Raw genomic sequence first — 17,255 nt, 5'->3', positions numbered from 1 at the left:
CAAAACCAGTCTCAGCTTTTCTTGTATCAATTTCTGTTCGTCGAACTCACGTTAAAGTAGCAGCGATCGTGACCGACCGTCGTGGCGAGTTGGTAAGTAGCAATCCCTGCTCTAGGGCACGAACTCTGTGACTACTCTTCCACCGCTCACAAGGATATTTTTTGTTTGATCGCCGAGGGTTCCCGTTGCTCTGGGCCCTGCCAGATTCATTGGTGGTTGCCCCTGTTGATATCTGACATTGCCATCTGCATCAAACTTTTGGGTGCCGATATTCCAGTTCAGGCGATCGGCATTGAGTTGAGCCTGGTTCTTTTCGCCAACGCCCCGCACGTCGCCCTCCAGGTAAAGCATTTTAGACTTAAGATCAACTCGCCCCTGGTTACCGCTAAGCGTCACTTGCTGCTGGCGGTTGCTGATCGTCAAAAGCTGTTCAGAGCCAACCGTTTGCCCCTGCAGATCCCAAACCAGATCGTTGCTGGCAAGCTGAGCAGGTGGATTTGCCAGGGTGAGTTGTGCGTTTTGCTTCAGCGTAATGGTTTTAGCTTTGAGGTTTGCAATGCCTTGATTAGCGGTAGCTCGATCGGTTAGGTCTGTTTTGTTAAAGCGATCGATCTGCAACGGGCGATCGCTGGCTAACGTCTGTTGCTTAATCTGCCAAATCAACCGTTCAGACTGAAAGGCTAGAGTTGGGTTGGCGGCTTGTGCCCTCACCCCCCCCTGTAATTCCAAGCGCTGGTTGCGGGTAAACAAACGGCCTTCTTTGGCAGCTACCTTTAACTGGCGATGAGTCCCAGTGAGATTGTTACGTACAATCACGAGATCGTTGCGGGGCTGCCACTCCAACTCATCACCTTTCATCACCAGTCCATCGCGCGTATCGGTTGCCACAATTTTGCCACGCAAGAAAATTGTCTGACCATTTTGCTGGACTTCGCCCTGTTGCCCTTTCACCTGCAACACCGACTGACCATCCTGAAAGAACTCTCCTGTTGGTTGTTGCAGGCGAGCAATCTTTTTATCTTTGCTATAGCTAGCTTGCGCGGCTTTCACCTTCCACCACAGCCGCCCTTTGCTATCAAATTCCTCCAGAGTAACCGCATTAAAGGTCAGGCTATTATCAAAATCTTCAGCTTGCTTGCTATCTTGCGCGATTTTTTCGGCAGTAAGGTTGCGGTTGCCGCAAGCTGTGAGCGTACTGAGCAACCCAAAGACCACGATCGACAGCACTAAACCAGCTGTAGATAAGCTGCGACGCGTTTTCTGCAAGCGATTGCGCTGTGAGAGAAACAAAATGGACATGATGACAGTTACTGACCGCGTAAGGAACAGAGCAGAAGACTGTCCTTTAGTCTACAGCCCAATGCTTAACGTCTGAAGGTGAAGACGCTAGTCCCACCCGTTGCGTTCCAGGATTGCCACGTTACACCGAGACCATCTGACGCTTGCAAAGTGCTCTTGCGAACCAAGCATCTGCTCTAGAAGACGTTTGTTCGCTTAATCGTCTTCCGGATCGTCCATTAGTCCTACAGTAGATAAAGGGCGGTAGGTGTAACTACGTGGTGTTTTTTGGATATCTTCTTTAATGTTATCCAGGTCAATGTAGCGATCGGCCACGTTGATCAGACTGTCGCTAGTCATCGATCGCAGGCTTACCACCTCAACGCGGACGCCGCGATAGCTTACTGCATTGACCGCGTAAGCAAGATCGCCGTCGCCACTGACTAAAACAGCCGTATCGTAAGAGCCAACCAGCGACATCATGTCAACGGCGATTTCTACATCTAGATTGGCTTTTTTAGACCCATCAGGAAGCTGCACCAGATCTTTGGAGATCACCCGATAACCGTTCCGTCGCATCCAGAGCAAAAATCCCTGTTGCTTCTCATTTGTGCGATCAACTCCTGTGTAGAAAAAGGATCGCAGTAGCCGCGACCCCGCTGTGAGACGACAGAGAAGTTTGGTGTAGTCGATTTCAATGCCTAACTGAAGCGCCGCATAAAACAAATTGGACCCATCAATAAAAATGGCAACGCGGCCCCGATTTTCAAGAACTTGCTCCTGTGTAAAAACAGATTCATTATCGAAGTTATTACTTAGCATGAGTGTGTTAAGCCTCGGTTTTAAGAGTAGGACAGTTTAATTTAACGATCACAGGCTGAACGCCCAAGGTTCGTTCAGGATGAAACAGCTTCTAAAAGTTCTAAACGTTGAAAAACAGGTTGAGGATTCCCCAACGGCTGCATGGGAGGCAGTGTTCCCCAGGCCGCATGGGATGTAAACGGGGCTGTAATATTAATTAAAGCATGTTCATTAAAATCAACGGAGAAGCCTAACTGCTGATAGACAGTGGTACTGAGCTGGGGGGTGATCGGCGCTAAGAGATAGGCCGCAAGTCTGACAGATTCCAATACAGTGTACAAAATTTGTTCAACTGCCTGCTCGTGTCCTTGCTTATACAATGACCAAGGGGTTTGGTCATCGATATACTTATTGCCTGCTTTCACAAGGCTCAAAATCTCCTCACAAGCTTGGTTGAAAGCAAGTGAATTGTAGGCTTGAGCGACTCGATCGCCCAAATCATGCCCGATTATTGACAGCGTACTCTCTGCCTGCATGATATCCCTCAAAATGTTAGGGACAGAAGCACCACAGTATTTGTGCGCCATCTTCAGCGTCCGGTTGAGTAAATTCCCTAAGTCGTTTGCCAGATCTGCGTTCAATATGTTGACAAATCGCGTTTCGTTAAAATCGCCGTCACGCCCAAACTCAATTTCTTTAAGAAAATAATAGCGAACAGCATCAGAACCGTACCGCTCAACCAACGCAACGGGGTCGAGCACATTCCCCAGCGTTTTGCCCATTTTCTGGCCGTCTTTAGTTAAATGCCCATGACCAAAGACCTTTACAGGAAGGGGCAAGCCAGCAGACCACAACATTGCAGGCCAATAAACGGCGTGAAAGCGCAAAATGTCTTTGCCAATCAGATGTGTATTGATCGGCCACCAGCGGCTCAACGCGTTTTCTAATGTTGGCTCACTTTCAGGATCGAGAAGGGCTGTCACGTACCCCAGGAGCGCATCAAACCAAACGTAAATTGTATGCTTGGTGTCAAAAGGAACACGGATGCCCCAGTCCAGATTAACGCGGGAAATAGAAAAGTCTTGCAACCCCTGAGTCACAAAGCTCAGGACTTCATTGCGACGGGCTTCGGGCTGAATAAAGTTCGGTTGCTCAGCGTAAAGTGCTTCTAGCTTGCTTTGGTACTTAGACAATCGAAAAAAGTAATTCTCTTCGTTACGCCACTCGGCTTCACGGTTGGTGTGAATCGAACAGCGGTGATTATCCAGCAAATCACGTTCTTCCTTAAACTCTTCACAGGAGAGGCAATACCATCCTTGCTGTTGTCCAAGATAGATGTCGCCTTGATCCCAGACGCGCTGAAAAAACTCGTTGACAATCGCTTCGTGGCGAGGATCTGTTGTGCGAATAAAGCGATCGTAGTGAATGTCATACTGATCCCAAAGGGCTTTGAACTTCGCCGCAATTTGATCACAATGCTCTTGAGGCTTCAGCCCGCGACTCTCAGCCGTGCGCTGAATGTTTTGACCATGCTCATCAGTGCCGGTAATCATCAGCACTGCTTTGCCAGCCATCCGCTGAAAACGCGCAATTGCATCTGCTGCGATCGTGGGATACGCGCTACCTACATGGGGTAAACCATTCACATAGTAAAGCGGTGTGGTGATGGCAAATATATTGCTATTTACAGAGCTAGAATTCATGTATTTTGAACGAAAATGCTATCACAGGGAATAGCGTGGTCTTGCTATGGTCTTGACGATGTAAACATTGAATATGAGCGGTAAAGGGCTTCTAGAAAACAATGGCTTTACCAATTAAGAAAAAGATACGGAGGTGAAGAATACTGAAGTAATTGCCTTTCAACCGCTCTAAAAAAATACACCTTTTGACAATTCTAGCTACAAACGGTCTTTCAACCGCTAAGAAAAGCTTAAGTTAATCATCAGATTTACTGACCCTTTTTCTTTACGACACTTTTCTATGAATTCGTCCTTGCTATCACCAATCGTTAATAACAATATCGTTCAAGCGATCGTAGTGACTGTCTTGGCTGTAGCAACCATCGCTTTTCTAAACAGGTGTGGTATACGACGCGTAAACGCTGAACTAGGGACGCAGAGGGGCATTTCTTCTTGGCGACATCGTTGGTACATCAGCATGGGTTCACTTTTTGGCAAATCAGCTTCTCAGTGTCAGCTTCAATCTATAAACCTTCAAGCATTCATTGCAAAGCACTCACACTCATGAAGCAACTACCAACCGCAGTTACAGACAGCGTTTTGCAACTAACAGCAGTTCTTTTAGCTAGGGAGAGTCCCCAGACCCTCGATCAAACCATGTAAAGTAATATTAACACTCTGCTCTCAAGATTGCTCTTTGACATTGCCTTGCCTCATGCCTTCAGACCAACCACTCCAGCTCTCACGCCTTCTACTAACCGTTTTAGGGACTCGTCTTTATACCCACTATCAGGACCGCATCCCCCAAACTGGCCCAGTGCTGATCGTTAGCAACCACCGTAGCTTTTTAGATGCACCGCTATTGATGACTGCGCTCGATCGCTCGATCCGTTTTGCCTGTCACCACTACATGGGACAAGTGCCCCTCATGCGCGACATCGTAGAGAAAATGGGATGCTTTCCCCTCTCGTTGCCAGAACAGCGGCAGCAAACCTTTTTTGACCAGGCTGCTCAGCTTTTGCAGGCCCAGCAAGTGGTGGGGCTGTTTCCCGAAGGGGCTGAGCCGATGGTTAAGCACACGCTGCCAGCACAGGTTGGAGCGTTTCAACGGGGATTTGCCCATTTGGCGTTGCGTGCGCCAGTCCCAGATTTGGTGGTGCTTCCGGTGGCGATCGCCTCTCATACAGAGGCTGTAAATGCTGCGTTTCCATTGCGCTTGTTGAGTCTGTTTGACCCTTCAGAGCCGCTGTTCTTACAAGACGGCTGGCATCCGATGGTGATCTATCAGCGGGTCAATGTCCTAATTGGTCGCCCCTACTGGATTCGTCCGATGCATCGTGAGCACTATCAGGGTAAGCAGGCTAAAGCTCTGGTGACTGAGCTAACCCAACAATGCCATACCGAAATTTGCACGTTACTAAAGCAGGGAAGCTATTAGGTGCGCTCTATTTCGATGTCCTATCCTTCACGCCGTTCTGCCATGACTAACGTTCAAAGCCACCCCTGTTTCCTCACGCCGGAGCGGTTGCAACCAGAATTACCGTTATTTGTGTTTTTGCCAGGAATGGATGGCACGGGTCGCTTACTCAAAACTCAAACTGTAGGGCTAGAGCCAGCGTTTGATGTGCGCTGTCTGGCAATTCCGCCCGATGATTTGACTAACTGGCAGATTTTGACTGAAACGGTTTTGTCGTTGATTAATGCAGAGTTGCAGCAAGCGCCCGATCGCCCCGTGTATCTCTGTGGCGAATCGTTTGGAGGCTGTCTGGCGATGAAGATCGCCCTCGCTGCACCGCAGTTGTTCGATCGCCTGATTCTGGTCAATCCAGCTTCTTCGTTTCGTCGTAAACCGCTAATCGCGTGGGGATCACAAACGACGCGCTGGTTGCCAGAAGCTTTATATCGGCTATCGTCGATCGGCCTCATGCCGTTTCTGGCACATCTGGGACGTATGACCGACCACGATCGACAGGAATTCTATGAGGCTGTTTTGTCAGTGCCGCAAAAAACATCAATCTGGCGGCTGTCCCTGCTTAACGACTTTGATGTGACAGATGAACAACTGGTGCAACTGCGGCAGCCTGTTTTGTTGCTAGCAAGTGCGGCTGATCGCCTACTGCCTTCGCTAGCAGAAGTACACCATTTAGCGCAGTTCTTTCCTCACGCGCAAACGGTTGTGCTGCCATCAAGCGGCCATGCATGCCTATTGGAAGCAGACGTAAACCTGTACAAAATTATGCAAGCCCAGAGATTTCTGATGCAACAAAGCCAGCCCTTATTGCGATCGCGCTGAGGTGAAAGCTATAGGTATGAAAACTCCATCCCCTGGGATTAGCATTCCCCCTTAAGAAACAAGACACAGTCATGCATGAGACTGTAGCGACTGGGTCACAATTTCAAAATAAGGGCGAGTGAGGATTACCTCTTCAGCAGGTAGAGCGACTGCGATCGCGTCTTGTAAGAACCGATAAGCGGTCATGCAGTGCGCAGTCTTTTTATGTGCGAGCAAAATCGTGTCTAGCCAGGACATCATTTGTTCTTTAAAGAAGATTTCGTCATCCCGCAAAATCGACAAGGCAATATACCGCAGCACCTCAGTCATGTCATACTTGCACCGCTGACCATGTTGTTGAATTAACTCTGGATAGGTTTGTGCTAGCTTGCGAAGTGCTTGAATGACGAGCGCGTCGCCACCGTCGCGTAATTTCTGATAAGCCTGTAGTCGCACGGCATAGCTGTGTGCGTACTGTTCTAGAGGAGAAAGCTCCTGAGCGTTGAGGTAGCGTCCATCAGCCTCTAGAAAGCTTTTTTCTAGGGTGTGATTAAGAGTATGCATAGTGAGACGTGTTTGGGTATATACCGACGAGTAGGACGGTCTGGACTGGCTCTAGCAGTGCGATCGTCAGAGTAAGCGCTCCGTCAGTTGGGCAACTCTGATGGAAGCGATCGTCCTTTGGATCATTGCTTTGCTAACGTGCCCATTGCCAAAGCCAGTCGAGACAGGTCGCAGGGATTTGCAATATACCGAATTATTTCTTTACAAAAGCGCGCTAATTTACCGCAACAGACGTGTTAATGCCTGCTGTATACCTCTAGGGAAGCTTACCTGCTTCCTGTGTCAGCTTGAATGTTTCCCTAAGCACGCTCTAGAGCTGAGTGGGGATACCCACACCTACCACGTTCTGGTATCAGCGCGATAGCTTAGTAAAGAGAGAACGTAGAGTACTATCGCGGGCTAGTGCCATGAGTCAAGTTTGGAGCAAGATTGGAAAAGTGGTGGGTGCGCTGTTCTTGTACGGGGGCGGTACGGTTTCACTAGCGATCGTGACAGCGATCCTGACTAGCCATGCGACTGGCGTTGCTTTCACGTTGTTGGCGACCGCGCTGATTTTGTTTGGCTTAGCGCCTGCGTCTTTAGGTGGCTGGTTTCTGCATGCCAGTGCAAAACTTCACAGGCAGGCTATGAGAGAACGCTTTTTTCAAGTGCTTCAAGCAAATCAGGGGAGGGTGTCTGTGTTGAATTTTGCTGCGGCTGCCCGCCTGGAACCCGCGATCGCTCGTCAGCACTTAGATGCTTGGGCCAAAGAATTTTCTGCCACCTTTGACGTCAGTGAAGAAGGCAACATTTACTACATCTTCACAAAAGAACCATTTGCACTGCCTGATACTGGCAACCTGAGTACGTGGAGCCAAATACTCCGCCAATGGCTACAGTCCGCTGTTTGAAGCTTCATGGTTGATCGTGGGTGGATTATGACGTATCCCGTAGTTTTACAGTAGTAACTGGACAACACTCCGAGTAGATTCAAAAGTAATTCGTGTTAGTACTGAGATTGGCTTGGGCATACTTTCATTACTGAAATCGTCAGGGACTAGACAACTGAGTTATGCCCAACCCCTTAAATGTGGTTAGAGGACTTTAATCGGGTATGTAAGCGGTTACTAGCTCGGTTGAATTAGCACGACTGAGCCGTTTGGCTACATAAGCCTGAGCATCGCTGGTGTAATACTTTTTACTTAAACTTTTTTGAAATTCCAGTGCTCACAGTCATCACTCTGCCCCCGGCCAATGCTATGAAACCTGAACATCTTGAAAGCTTGCGCGAATGCTGCCACAGTGATGTCGCTTTTGAGCAGATGCAGCGAATCTTGCTGGCAGCAGAAGCCGAGCACCAGCAGATGGAGTTAAAAACGCTCTGCCAATCGCTGCTAAGTCAGCCGGTTCGTAGCGCTGGTGTCCCTGCAAATGTTAATCGCAATCACTATCTCAAGTCGCTTGAGGAACTCATTCTAGAGCGGACAGCGGATTTGCTCAACACAAATGGTCGGTTGCGGCAAGAAATTGTTGAGCGTAGACGCGCTGAAAAAGCGCTTCAGGAGAGTGAGCAACGCTTTCGATCGCTCATTGAAAATGCCACTGATATCATTGTGGTGCTCGATCGTAAGGGTATCTTTCGCTATTGCAGTCCCTCGGCTGCAAAGGTGCTAGGGTACACCATTCAAGATGTTGTGGGGCACAGCACGGCTGAATTTGTACATCCAGACGATATTTCGATCATTGTGGCTGTGCTGGAAAAAGCGATTGAACACCCTAAAACGAGCCAGCCTGCAATCGAATATCGGGTGCGTAACCGTAACGGTTCCTGGTGCTTTTTTGAAGCGGTTGCGACGAGCTTGCTAGATGTACCAGCCATTAACGGGGTTGTGATCAACTGTCATGATATTACCGAGCGCAAACGGGCAGAAGAGGCACTACTTATTGCTAATCGACAGACAGTCAACATCCTGGAAAGCATTACGGATGCCTTTATGTCGCTGGATCGACAGTGGTGTCTAATCTACGTTAATCAACAGGCCGCGCAGCTATGCCAGCGATCGCGCGAGGAACTCCTGGGACAAAGCCTGTGGGAGGTCTTTCCTGATATCGTCGGCTCGGTTTTTGACCAGGAATATCATAGAGCGCTAGAACAGCAGGTGCCCGTTACCTTTGAAGAGTTTCACCCCTCTTTGAACGCTTGGTTTGATGTCCGATTGTTTCCCTCTGCGGATGGGATGTCCCTCTTCTTTTTAGATGTGACGGAGCGCAAGCAGGCACAGGCCGAATTGCTGGAGATGAGTACGGCTCTCGGTAACGCGGTTGAGGGCATTGCTCGCCTGGACATCAACGGTCATTATATTGCCTTAAATCGAGCTTATGCGGCTTCTCTCGGCTATCAACAAGAAGAAATGATCGGCATGTCTTGGCAGCAGACAGTGCATCCCCATGATCTGGATGTTGTCACTGCCGCTTACCAGCAGATGATGGTTGAGGGGAAAGCCGAAGCCGAAGCGATGGGCTTACGTAAGGACGGTTCAACGTTTTACAAAGAGATGGTCATAGTTGCCGCCTATGATTGGCACGATCGTCTCATTGGTCATCATTGTTTTACGAAGGATATTACAGAGCGTAAGCAAGCAGAAGCCGACCTTTTAGAGAGTCAGGAGCGGCTTAAACTCACGCTAGAGACCACTCAAATGGGCATCTGGGATTATGAGCCAAACCGGGGAACGGTGAAATGGTCTGATAGCTGTGAACAGTTGTATGGGTTTGAACCAGGTACCTTTACTGGCACGAAGGAAGCGTTCTTTGATTGCATTCATCCAGACGATCGTGCTGCCGTCGTCCAGCACACCATTCAGCAGAGCAAGCAAGCAAGTAATTACAGCAAAGAATTTCGGATTATTCGGCGCGATGGCACTGTAGGGTGGATTTCAGAGCGCAGCCATACGTTCCACGATGAAGCAGGTAATCCAGTCCGCATGCTTGGCATCTCGATGGATACTACCGATCGCAAACGGTTTGAAGAAGCGTTGAGCCAGCAAGCAGAACGAGAACGGTTAATGGGGGCGATCGCCCAACGTATTCGCAACTCGCTCGATCTGGAAGAAACATTAAATACAACTGTTTCAGAAGTGCGGCAGTTTTTAAAGGCTGATCGAGTGGTTCTGTTTGCCTCGCAGCAAGCAAAGAGTGGGTTCATTACCGCTGAGTCTGTCGACTTGAGTTGGCTATCAATGCTGGGTCTAAAAATAGAGGGCGACTGGGTTGAGCAGCGCCATACCGAACATCGGCAAAGCAAAAATCTGATTGTTGCCAATATTCAAACCATCGACTCGCACGATGCTTTTCGGCTGTTTCTGGAGCATTGGCAGGTCAAAGCAGTTTTGGCAGTACCCATCTTTCAAGGCAATGCCATTTGGGGCGTGCTCATTGCCCATCAGTGTTTAGCGGAACGCCATTGGGAGCCGTTTGAAATTGGGTTGTTGGAGCAATTGGCAACCCAGGTGGCGATCGCAATCCAGCAGTCAGAGTTGTATCGTCAAGTTCAAAAACTCAATACAGCTTTAGAAGCCCAAGTCCACGATCGCACCGCGCAACTTCAGCAAGCATTGCGGTTTGAAGCCACGCTGAAGCGTATTACTGACTCTGTACGCGACAGTTTAGATGAAGACCGTATTCTACAAACCGCTGTGCAAGAACTGGCATCAGGGTTGGAAATTATGGGCTGCGATGCTTCCCTCTATGATCCTGATCGTCGTACCTCTACTATCTGCTACGAATACATTCTCTCGGACTTGCCCACTGCTAATGGGGTTACTGTAGAGATGGAAGAATTAGCTGAAGTCTACGACTGGCTTTTACGGGAACAGTGCTTTCAATTCTGCCGTATTCATAGCAACAATCCGCGCTTATTGAAAAAGCAATACACCATTCTGGCCTGTCCGATGGTGGATGATCAGGGCGTAATGGGTGATTTATGGCTCTTCCGTTCTTCGGGCGATGCCTTTACAAGTCAGGAGATTCGCTTAGTGCAACAAGTGGCTAACCAGTGCGCGATCGCCATCCGTCAGGCGCGACTCTACCAGGCTGCTCAGGCACAGGTTGCTGCGTTAGAAGAACTCAACCAGCTCAAAGACGACTTCCTCAGCACGGTTTCTCATGAATTGCGGACACCGATGTCTAATATGAAGATGGCGATCCACATGCTGAAAACCGTCTCGACACCAGAACGGCAAGCGCGCTACCTAAATATTTTGCAATCGGAATGTTCGCGTGAGATTGAGCTGATTAATGACTTGCTCGACTTGCAGCGCTTAGAGGCTTCGGCCTACCCCGTCTCGCTGGAGACCGTGAATTTGCACACTTGTCTGGCAACTGTTATTGAGCCGTTTTACTCACGGGCAAACGATCGTCAGCAAGCACTGACCATACACTTTCCTGCTCATCTACCCTCAATGACTACAGATAAAGCAACCTTGCAGCGGGTGGTAGCAGAGTTGCTCAATAATGCCTGCAAATATACATCACCTGGTCATGCCATCACCTTGACGGTTGACTATAAACAACCTTTAGGAGTCGAGCTAAGTGAGGCAATGGCACAAATTATTATTACTGTTGGCAACCAGGCAGAAATTCCCCTAGCTGAATTGCCACACTTGTTTGAAAAGTTCTATCGAGTTCCCAACGCTGACCCCTGGAAGCAGGGTGGAACCGGGTTAGGGTTGGCTTTAGTACAGCGTCTGATCAGCCAGCTTGAAGGAGCCATTCTCGTCGAGAGTTCCAATGGTTGGACACATTTCTCGATTCAGCTACCCCTGCCAGCGCGATCGCTCATGACAGCACTTTCTGCTTAACTTATAGCTATTTTCATTCACCACACCCGATACCCTAAACTCAACACCCGTCCTCAAAGGACTAGGCCTTAGCCAAGCAATAACCGCCGTAAACTCCAATAGCACAGTTTAGGTTGCTGGAGCGAGTATATGTGTATGCGAGCTAGACCTAATCAACTACTTGCAACAGTCCCATTTTCAGACGATCGAAGACGTGTCTTACCTGGCTCTGCTCTTCATGACTTAGCGGCGTATCGGCAATCATGGCATGCAGGAAGTAAGCTTCATCGACGCGGGTAATTCTGCCAGAACTAAAAATCCGCTCAATCACCTGGGCGATCGTTAAGGGGGTTGAGTGATTGGGCAACAGCATTAGGGCACCTCTCATATTTTATGAAGCATGGGGCAACGAAGCTGAGGACGAACGCCCCTTACTTCATTTAATCTTCATGAAACTAGTGTCTCTTAATAGCTGCTTGTTTTGCTCCACCCAACGGCGTCATCCAATCAGGTGAAACACACGCTGATTTAATCCAACTCTGACGTAGGGTGCATGGATAAGGTGATTGGTAAACGCGAAACCAGTGAAACTGGTTGCTCAGTGAACTACACCCTTTAAGCTGTGTGCAGACGGTGAGATTTTTTACTCAGTTTACGGGTCGAGGCTCGATACACTTCTTCTTGGGCAAAACAAATCGACAGACGCGTTGCGCCTACTACAACCCAGGTATACCAACGCAATTGATCAACTTCACTCAAAAGCTGATCGACAATCCAGGGTTCTGAACAGTGAATCTTCAGTGTGCTATTTTGATCAAGGTGCAGAAAGCATTTCGCCAAAGAGTCGGCAAAAAAAGAGCGAAGCCGCTCAAGGCGATGTTTTTCGAGCATGAGCGAGTCTTCAACGGTTAATTCTAGGGACATAGCTGTAATCCTCAAGCGAAGATGTCCTGATTTAACTCTATTGATAGAATTCCTTCCTACGGTAGTTCCTGGGATTTTATTGCACTCCTGCTAATGGCTGTCTACGAGGAATTACGGTTCCTCCTAAGGAGTTAAGCAATCTTTATTCTTGTACAACACGCTTTCTGGTGAAAAAATCATTGTTAAAGAGCGTCAAGCTGAGGTATGTAAGAGGTGATGGATCGGTTGTACAAATCTTCACGCTCTTACCGCTTGCGCTTCATTGGTCAGTCATGTGATGAGCAGTCGTCTCAGCGGTCTGATACGCTGCTATTAGTCTGTAAAGGATTGACATTGTGAGCCAACCACGCGTTCTTTGTCTCGGTGAAGCGTTATATGACTTCTTGGCAGATCAACCAGGAGTACCGCTTAAGCAAGTAAAATCCTGGACACCGTATCCGGGTGGTGCTCCTGCTAATGTTGCCTGCGGGTTGGCAAAGTTAGGCACCCCCACTGGTTTTGTTGGCTGCGTCGGTCAAGATGACTTGGGTACTGGGTTGGTAGAGTTGATGCAGTCGATCGGCGTCGATGTTAGTGGGATTCAGCGCCATCCTACGGCACCCACTCGCGCGGTCTATGTAGTGCGATCGCTGACAGGCGATCGCACCTTTGCAGGCTTTGGCGATCGTGATACGGCTGAGTTTGCAGATACCCATCTTCAGGCTGATCAGCTTTCGATCGCTCAGTTTGAAAGCGCTGATTTTCTGGTGTTAGGCACCTTGGAACTGGCCTACCCAGATAGTCGAGCGGCGATCGGTCGAGCCTTGCAATTAGCAAACCAGCGCTATGTCAAAATTCTGGTCGATGTCAACTGGCGACCCGTTTTTTGGGCTGATGAAGCGTCTGCTTTACCGCTCATTCACGCCGTCATTCAGCAGGCTGACTTTCTCAAGCTTTCTGAAGAAGAAGCTGAGTGGCTTTACAATACGACCGATCCTGGGGTGATTGCCCATCGTTTGGGCAGTGTTGAAGGTGTTCTGGTAACGGCTGGCGAAAAAGGCTGCGCTTACTACTTGGATGGTAACGAAGGCAGCATTCCAGCATTTAAGATTGAGGTAGAAGATACAACCGGGGCTGGTGACAGCTTTGTGGCTGGACTGTTGCATCAACTCTGTCAGCATGGGCTGAAAAGCTTAGCCGATCCTGATGTGGCTAGAAGCGTTGTTGGCTATGCCAGTGCGATGGGAGCCTTGACGACAACTCGCCGAGGCGCGATCGCCGCCCAACCCACTGCCGCTGAGGTTGAAGCCTTTCAGTATTTGCATCAGCAACCAGGATCGTTGTAGGAAAGAGAGCTTGGGGGGTTTAGAGTACAGGGTGTAGAGACAGTGAAAGCTGTATACCAAGAAGCATAGTCTACTCCATCTGTTTTCCACCTTTTGCCTTCTCCTGTCTGCCAATTCAGAACGTTCTTACTTTTGCCAACGTCTGCCATGCCAACCGAAATTGAGCGAAAATTTCTTGTTAAGGGCGATGCGTGGCGATCGTTAGCAAGCGGCGTTGCGTACTGTCAGGGATACATCACCTCGACGGTAGAACGAACCGTACGTGTGCGAGTTGTGGGGCGGCAAGGTTACTTAACCATCAAAGGAGGCACAACAGGCATCTCACGGGCGGAGTTTGAGTATTCCATTCCTGTAGAAGATGCACTGGAACTGTTAAGTACGTTGTGCGAGCCACCGCTGATTCAAAAAAAGCGATACAAAATTGCGCATGCAGGCTTGATTTGGGAGGTTGACGAGTTTGAAGGCGAGAATCAAGGCTTGATTGTAGCTGAGGTAGAACTGGGGGATGCTAATCAGGCGATCGTGCTGCCTGACTGGATCGATCGCGAGGTCTCCGACGATCCCCGCTACTTTAATGCAAATTTAGTCAAGCATCCGTTTAGTCAATGGGAAAAAGATGAGGGATGAAAGTTTTGAGTTTTAAGAAAGAGAGGTGAAAGGTGAGGGATGTGAAAAGAGTTTTGAGGTTTCTTCCCTTGCTTCCCCGCTTCCCTTGCTTCCCCGCTTCCCTTGCTTCCCCTGCTTCCCACTCCCCTTCTGCCTTCAAACATTCAGCGCCTTTCTAATTTGCATCACGATCGCGCTTGGGGATTGATCGATGTCTACTTGAATGGCATCTTCGGGTTCTTCTAAGGTGTCAAACTGGCTTTGCAAAAGGTCTGCTTTCATGTAATGCCCCTGACGCTGTTGCAAGCGCTGCTGAATGAGGGCAAACGAGCCTTTAAGATAGACTTGCTTTACCTGTTGCGATAAGCAAAGCCTTTGACGATATTCAGACTTGAGTGCAGAACAAGCAAGCACTGTATTGGTGTGAGATTGTAGCCAGCCTGCGATCGCCTGCTGTAGCGCCATTAGCCAGGGCAATCGATCGACATCGCTTAACGGTATGCCATGCCGCATTTTGTCAATATTGATGGGCGGGTGAAAGCTGTCAGCATCATAAAACGACCAGTGCAACGCTTCTGCTAACTGGGTGCCGATCGTCGTTTTGCCAGAACCAGAAACACCCATCACTAAAATAATCATTGCAACCGCTCTATTCACGTAGACGAATCGTTCATGTATGATAAGTACGGTATTCCTACTTTATTGTCGTAGATTCTGTTGGATGCCCCCTTCAATCTGGCACTGTCTAACGACGATTTATTAGTCGCTACTTTTCGCTTATGACTGCAACATCCTCTTCTACTACTCTTTTGCGCCAATGGTTGGGAGTCACCACACGGCTGCCCTGGATCTGGATTCTGCCGACAGTATACCTTTGCTTGATGCTGTTGCTACCGACGATCGCGCTCTTGCTCAAGGCCAGTACTGAAGGCCCTACCCGCTTTTGGACGATTGCGACTAGCCCGATCGCGCTCGATGCGTATCGGGTCACTTTTGGCACTGCTGTGGCAACCGCCTTGATCAACGGCATTTTTGGCTTGTTGATTGCCTGGGTGTTAGTGCGCTATGAATTCCCATTCAAGAAGATCATTGACGCAGCGGTTGATCTACCGTTTGCACTGCCAACCTCTGTGGCAGGCTTAACATTGGCCACAGTCTATAGCGAAAATGGTTGGATTGGTTCTCTGTTTGCACCGTTAGGCATCAAGCTAGCGTTTACCCAGTGGGGGGTTGCGATCGCCATGTTGCTCATTTCGCTTCCCTTTGTTGTCCGCACAGTACAGCCTGTCTTAACCGATTTAGAACGGGAAATTGAAGAAGCGGCTTGGTGTTTAGGCGCTAGCAAATTTCAAACGTTTTGGCGCGTGTTGCTGCCGCCAATTTTGCCTGCTACCCTGACGGGCATCGCGCTGGGTTTTTCGCGGGCGGTTGGCGAGTATGGCTCGGTTGTTATTGTGTCATCCAACACGCCATATAAGGATCTGATCGCACCTGTCTTGATCTTTCAACGGCTGGAGCAATACGACTACGCTGGCGCAACCGTCATTGGGGCTGTGTTGTTGGGTCTTTCGTTGGCGCTGCTCGTTTTAATCAATTTGCTGCAAGCATGGGGGCGTCGGTATGGCTAATCTTGGTCCATCACTCAAAACATCAGCTACCAGCCTATCTGTGGCTGATCAAGCGATAGAGGTCAAGCCGCGTGAGTGGTCAAAAATTGGGTTGATTACATTAGCGGTGTTGTATCTTACCCTCATTCTATTTGTCCCAGCGCTTAATGTCTTTATCCAGGCTTTTAGCAAGGGGATTGGGCCGTTTCTGTCTAACTTGACGGAACCAGCGTTCCAAAATGCGGTGAGGCTGACGTTTATCATTGCCGCGATCGCAGTGCCCGTGAACACCATCTTTGGGCTATGTGCGGCCTGGGTAATTGCGCGCCATCGCTTTAAGGGACGGGCGTTTGTCATCAGTATTTTGGACGTGCCATTTTCAGTATCCCCGGTCGTTGCAGGCTTGATGATTGTGTTGCTCTATGGGCGCAACGGTTGGTTTGGCCCCTTTTTAGATGCTCACAACATCAAGATCATTTTTGCGCTGCCCGGTATGATTCTGGCAACAGCGTTTGTCACCATTCCCTTTGTGGCGCGTGAGGTGATCCCGGTGCTGGAAGAAGTTGGCACTGACCAAGAAGAAGCGGCTCAGACGTTAGGCGCAAACAACTGGCAAATTTTTTGGCGTGTTACCTTACCCAGCATCCGATGGGGCTTGCTTTACGGGGTACTGCTGACCAACGCTAGAGCGATGGGTGAGTTTGGTGCAATTTCTGTGGTTTCTGGCAACATTGCAAGCAAAACCCAAACGCTCCCCCTCTTTGTGGAAGAGGCGTATAAGCAATACCAGACGGAAGCCGCCTACTCTGCGGCAGTACTGTTAGCGCTTCTGGCTGTTGTGACCCTCATCTTTAAGGAAATTTTGGAGCGTAAAACTCGCATCAAAGAGGTTAGAGAGGAGGCATGAATGGCAACTGGAAGCACCTCTGAAGATTCACTAGCATTGCCGCCGGATGATATTCGCTCATCTGGCAACCAAGATGACAGCCGCCCTACGCAAAAACGCTTGCGGATTCGGATTCCCAAAAACTATCACGATGAACCCGTTATTTCTCGGCTCATTTCCCATCACGGCTTGACGGTTAATATTACCGCTGCCTTACTGGGGGCGAATGCTAGAGATGATGGCTGGTTTGATCTGGAGCTTCGCGGTACTCGTGAGCAAATTCGCAGTGCTCTACTCTATTTCAACGACCTCGATTTAGAAATTTGGCGCGACGGTACGGAGACGTACAGCGATGGTTGGTAGCAGAACAGCACGATCGCCCCTTTTCCTCAAGCAGATAAAGTATCGCAGCAATAGTGTTTTTCTAAAACGGCCTCAGTAAGATGAGTGGTAGGACAGTTAAAAAAATGTCCAGTGCTGAGTGGGTAGAGCT

Annotated in this window: 16 protein-coding genes; 9 read left to right on the top strand and 7 right to left on the bottom strand. The window is 49.1% G+C overall.

The window, feature by feature from the left end; all coding sequences use genetic code 11:
* Positions 1 to 111 precede the first annotated feature (111 nt).
* The 3 genes from lptC to metG form a co-directional block, all read right to left on the bottom strand.
* On the bottom strand, positions 112 to 1,299 hold the full coding sequence (lptC, locus tag AC5JLP_RS05570) for an LPS export ABC transporter periplasmic protein LptC (RefSeq protein WP_496066924.1): 1,188 nt from the start codon (positions 1,297 to 1,299) through the stop codon (positions 112 to 114).
* Between the two features lie 195 nt (positions 1,300 to 1,494).
* Complete coding sequence (locus AC5JLP_RS05565) at positions 1,495 to 2,100, bottom strand: LabA-like NYN domain-containing protein (RefSeq protein WP_496066923.1); 606 nt, start codon at positions 2,098 to 2,100, stop codon at positions 1,495 to 1,497.
* A gap of 74 nt (positions 2,101 to 2,174) precedes the next feature.
* Positions 2,175 to 3,782, bottom strand: coding sequence for a methionine--tRNA ligase (metG, locus tag AC5JLP_RS05560; RefSeq protein WP_496066922.1), 1,608 nt, complete (start codon positions 3,780 to 3,782; stop codon positions 2,175 to 2,177).
* Positions 3,783 to 4,476: 694 nt separating this feature from the next.
* Between metG and AC5JLP_RS05555 the strand changes: the two genes are divergently transcribed.
* Together AC5JLP_RS05555 and AC5JLP_RS05550 are read left to right on the top strand one after the other, a co-directional pair.
* Complete coding sequence (locus tag AC5JLP_RS05555) at positions 4,477 to 5,199, top strand: lysophospholipid acyltransferase family protein (RefSeq protein WP_496066921.1); 723 nt, start codon at positions 4,477 to 4,479, stop codon at positions 5,197 to 5,199.
* A gap of 15 nt (positions 5,200 to 5,214) precedes the next feature.
* Positions 5,215 to 6,054, top strand: coding sequence for an alpha/beta fold hydrolase (locus tag AC5JLP_RS05550; protein WP_496066920.1), 840 nt, complete (start codon positions 5,215 to 5,217; stop codon positions 6,052 to 6,054).
* A 69-nt stretch (positions 6,055 to 6,123) separates the two neighbouring features.
* Here AC5JLP_RS05550 and AC5JLP_RS05545 read toward each other — a convergent pair whose 3' ends face one another.
* Positions 6,124 to 6,597: a globin family protein gene (locus AC5JLP_RS05545; protein ID WP_496066919.1), complete on the bottom strand. Its 474-nt coding sequence runs from the start codon at positions 6,595 to 6,597 to the stop codon at positions 6,124 to 6,126.
* Between the two features lie 407 nt (positions 6,598 to 7,004).
* Between AC5JLP_RS05545 and AC5JLP_RS05540 the strand changes: the two genes are divergently transcribed.
* Positions 7,005 to 7,487, top strand: a complete 483-nt coding sequence (locus AC5JLP_RS05540) for a hypothetical protein (RefSeq protein WP_496066918.1) — start codon at positions 7,005 to 7,007, stop codon at positions 7,485 to 7,487.
* 348 nt (positions 7,488 to 7,835) lie between these two features.
* Positions 7,836 to 11,435, top strand: coding sequence for a sensor histidine kinase (locus AC5JLP_RS05535; protein ID WP_496066917.1), 3,600 nt, complete (start codon positions 7,836 to 7,838; stop codon positions 11,433 to 11,435).
* Positions 11,436 to 11,583: 148 nt separating this feature from the next.
* Here the strand turns inward: AC5JLP_RS05535 and AC5JLP_RS05530 are convergent, their stop codons facing one another.
* Both AC5JLP_RS05530 and AC5JLP_RS05525 read right to left on the bottom strand, forming a co-directional pair.
* The gene (locus AC5JLP_RS05530; protein WP_496066916.1) at positions 11,584 to 11,787 is read right to left on the bottom strand and encodes a hypothetical protein; all 204 of its coding nucleotides are present in this window, start codon (positions 11,785 to 11,787) and stop codon (positions 11,584 to 11,586) included.
* Positions 11,788 to 12,029: 242 nt separating this feature from the next.
* Positions 12,030 to 12,338 (bottom strand): hypothetical protein, encoded by a 309-nt coding sequence (locus AC5JLP_RS05525; RefSeq protein ID WP_496066915.1) that lies wholly within the window; start codon positions 12,336 to 12,338, stop codon positions 12,030 to 12,032.
* A 335-nt stretch (positions 12,339 to 12,673) separates the two neighbouring features.
* On the opposite strand from AC5JLP_RS05525, the gene AC5JLP_RS05520 reads away from it, so the two are divergent.
* Positions 12,674 to 13,663 carry a carbohydrate kinase family protein gene (locus AC5JLP_RS05520; RefSeq protein WP_496066914.1) on the top strand — a complete coding sequence of 330 codons (990 nt, stop codon included), beginning with the start codon at positions 12,674 to 12,676 and terminating at the stop codon, positions 13,661 to 13,663.
* Positions 13,664 to 13,810: 147 nt separating this feature from the next.
* Complete coding sequence (locus tag AC5JLP_RS05515) at positions 13,811 to 14,290, top strand: CYTH domain-containing protein (RefSeq protein ID WP_496066913.1); 480 nt, start codon at positions 13,811 to 13,813, stop codon at positions 14,288 to 14,290.
* 135 nt (positions 14,291 to 14,425) lie between these two features.
* On the opposite strand, the gene AC5JLP_RS05510 is transcribed toward AC5JLP_RS05515, so the two are convergent.
* Complete coding sequence (locus AC5JLP_RS05510) at positions 14,426 to 14,908, bottom strand: gluconokinase (RefSeq protein WP_496066912.1); 483 nt, start codon at positions 14,906 to 14,908, stop codon at positions 14,426 to 14,428.
* 140 nt (positions 14,909 to 15,048) lie between these two features.
* Here AC5JLP_RS05510 and cysT point away from each other — a divergent pair, with 140 nt between their 5' ends.
* Genes cysT through AC5JLP_RS05495 form a run of 3 tightly spaced genes read left to right on the top strand, consistent with a single transcriptional unit; the run spans position 15,049 to position 17,125 of the window.
* The gene (gene cysT / locus AC5JLP_RS05505) at positions 15,049 to 15,897 is read left to right on the top strand and encodes a sulfate ABC transporter permease subunit CysT (protein ID WP_496066911.1); all 849 of its coding nucleotides are present in this window, start codon (positions 15,049 to 15,051) and stop codon (positions 15,895 to 15,897) included.
* Positions 15,890 to 16,783 (top strand): sulfate ABC transporter permease subunit CysW, encoded by an 894-nt coding sequence (gene cysW / locus AC5JLP_RS05500; protein ID WP_496066910.1) that lies wholly within the window; start codon positions 15,890 to 15,892, stop codon positions 16,781 to 16,783. Before cysT ends, cysW begins: the two co-directional genes overlap by 8 nt.
* The gene (locus tag AC5JLP_RS05495) at positions 16,784 to 17,125 is read left to right on the top strand and encodes an NIL domain-containing protein (RefSeq protein WP_496066909.1); all 342 of its coding nucleotides are present in this window, start codon (positions 16,784 to 16,786) and stop codon (positions 17,123 to 17,125) included.
* The last annotated feature ends 130 nt before the right edge of the window (positions 17,126 to 17,255 follow it).

Source organism: Stenomitos rutilans, from assembly GCF_059505485.1.
This window is presented reverse-complemented; position numbering and strand designations above follow the sequence as displayed.

Bases quoted from the DNA above. Each gene is read 5' to 3' on its own strand.
- lptC (WP_496066924.1), bottom strand. From the start codon at position 1,299: ATGTCCATTTTGTTTCTCTCACAGCGCAATCGCTTGCAGAAAACGCGT.
- AC5JLP_RS05565 (WP_496066923.1), bottom strand. From the start codon at position 2,100: ATGCTAAGTAATAACTTCGATAATGAATCTGTTTTTACACAGGAGCAA.
- metG (WP_496066922.1), bottom strand. From the start codon at position 3,782: ATGAATTCTAGCTCTGTAAATAGCAATATATTTGCCATCACCACACCG.
- AC5JLP_RS05555 (WP_496066921.1), top strand. From the start codon at position 4,477: ATGCCTTCAGACCAACCACTCCAGCTCTCACGCCTTCTACTAACCGTT.
- AC5JLP_RS05550 (WP_496066920.1), top strand. From the start codon at position 5,215: ATGTCCTATCCTTCACGCCGTTCTGCCATGACTAACGTTCAAAGCCAC.
- AC5JLP_RS05545 (WP_496066919.1), bottom strand. From the start codon at position 6,597: ATGCATACTCTTAATCACACCCTAGAAAAAAGCTTTCTAGAGGCTGAT.
- AC5JLP_RS05540 (WP_496066918.1), top strand. From the start codon at position 7,005: ATGAGTCAAGTTTGGAGCAAGATTGGAAAAGTGGTGGGTGCGCTGTTC.
- AC5JLP_RS05535 (WP_496066917.1), top strand. From the start codon at position 7,836: ATGAAACCTGAACATCTTGAAAGCTTGCGCGAATGCTGCCACAGTGAT.
- AC5JLP_RS05530 (WP_496066916.1), bottom strand. From the start codon at position 11,787: ATGCTGTTGCCCAATCACTCAACCCCCTTAACGATCGCCCAGGTGATT.
- AC5JLP_RS05525 (WP_496066915.1), bottom strand. From the start codon at position 12,338: ATGTCCCTAGAATTAACCGTTGAAGACTCGCTCATGCTCGAAAAACAT.
- AC5JLP_RS05515 (WP_496066913.1), top strand. From the start codon at position 13,811: ATGCCAACCGAAATTGAGCGAAAATTTCTTGTTAAGGGCGATGCGTGG.
- AC5JLP_RS05510 (WP_496066912.1), bottom strand. From the start codon at position 14,908: ATGATTATTTTAGTGATGGGTGTTTCTGGTTCTGGCAAAACGACGATC.
- cysT (WP_496066911.1), top strand. From the start codon at position 15,049: ATGACTGCAACATCCTCTTCTACTACTCTTTTGCGCCAATGGTTGGGA.
- cysW (WP_496066910.1), top strand. From the start codon at position 15,890: ATGGCTAATCTTGGTCCATCACTCAAAACATCAGCTACCAGCCTATCT.
- AC5JLP_RS05495 (WP_496066909.1), top strand. From the start codon at position 16,784: ATGGCAACTGGAAGCACCTCTGAAGATTCACTAGCATTGCCGCCGGAT.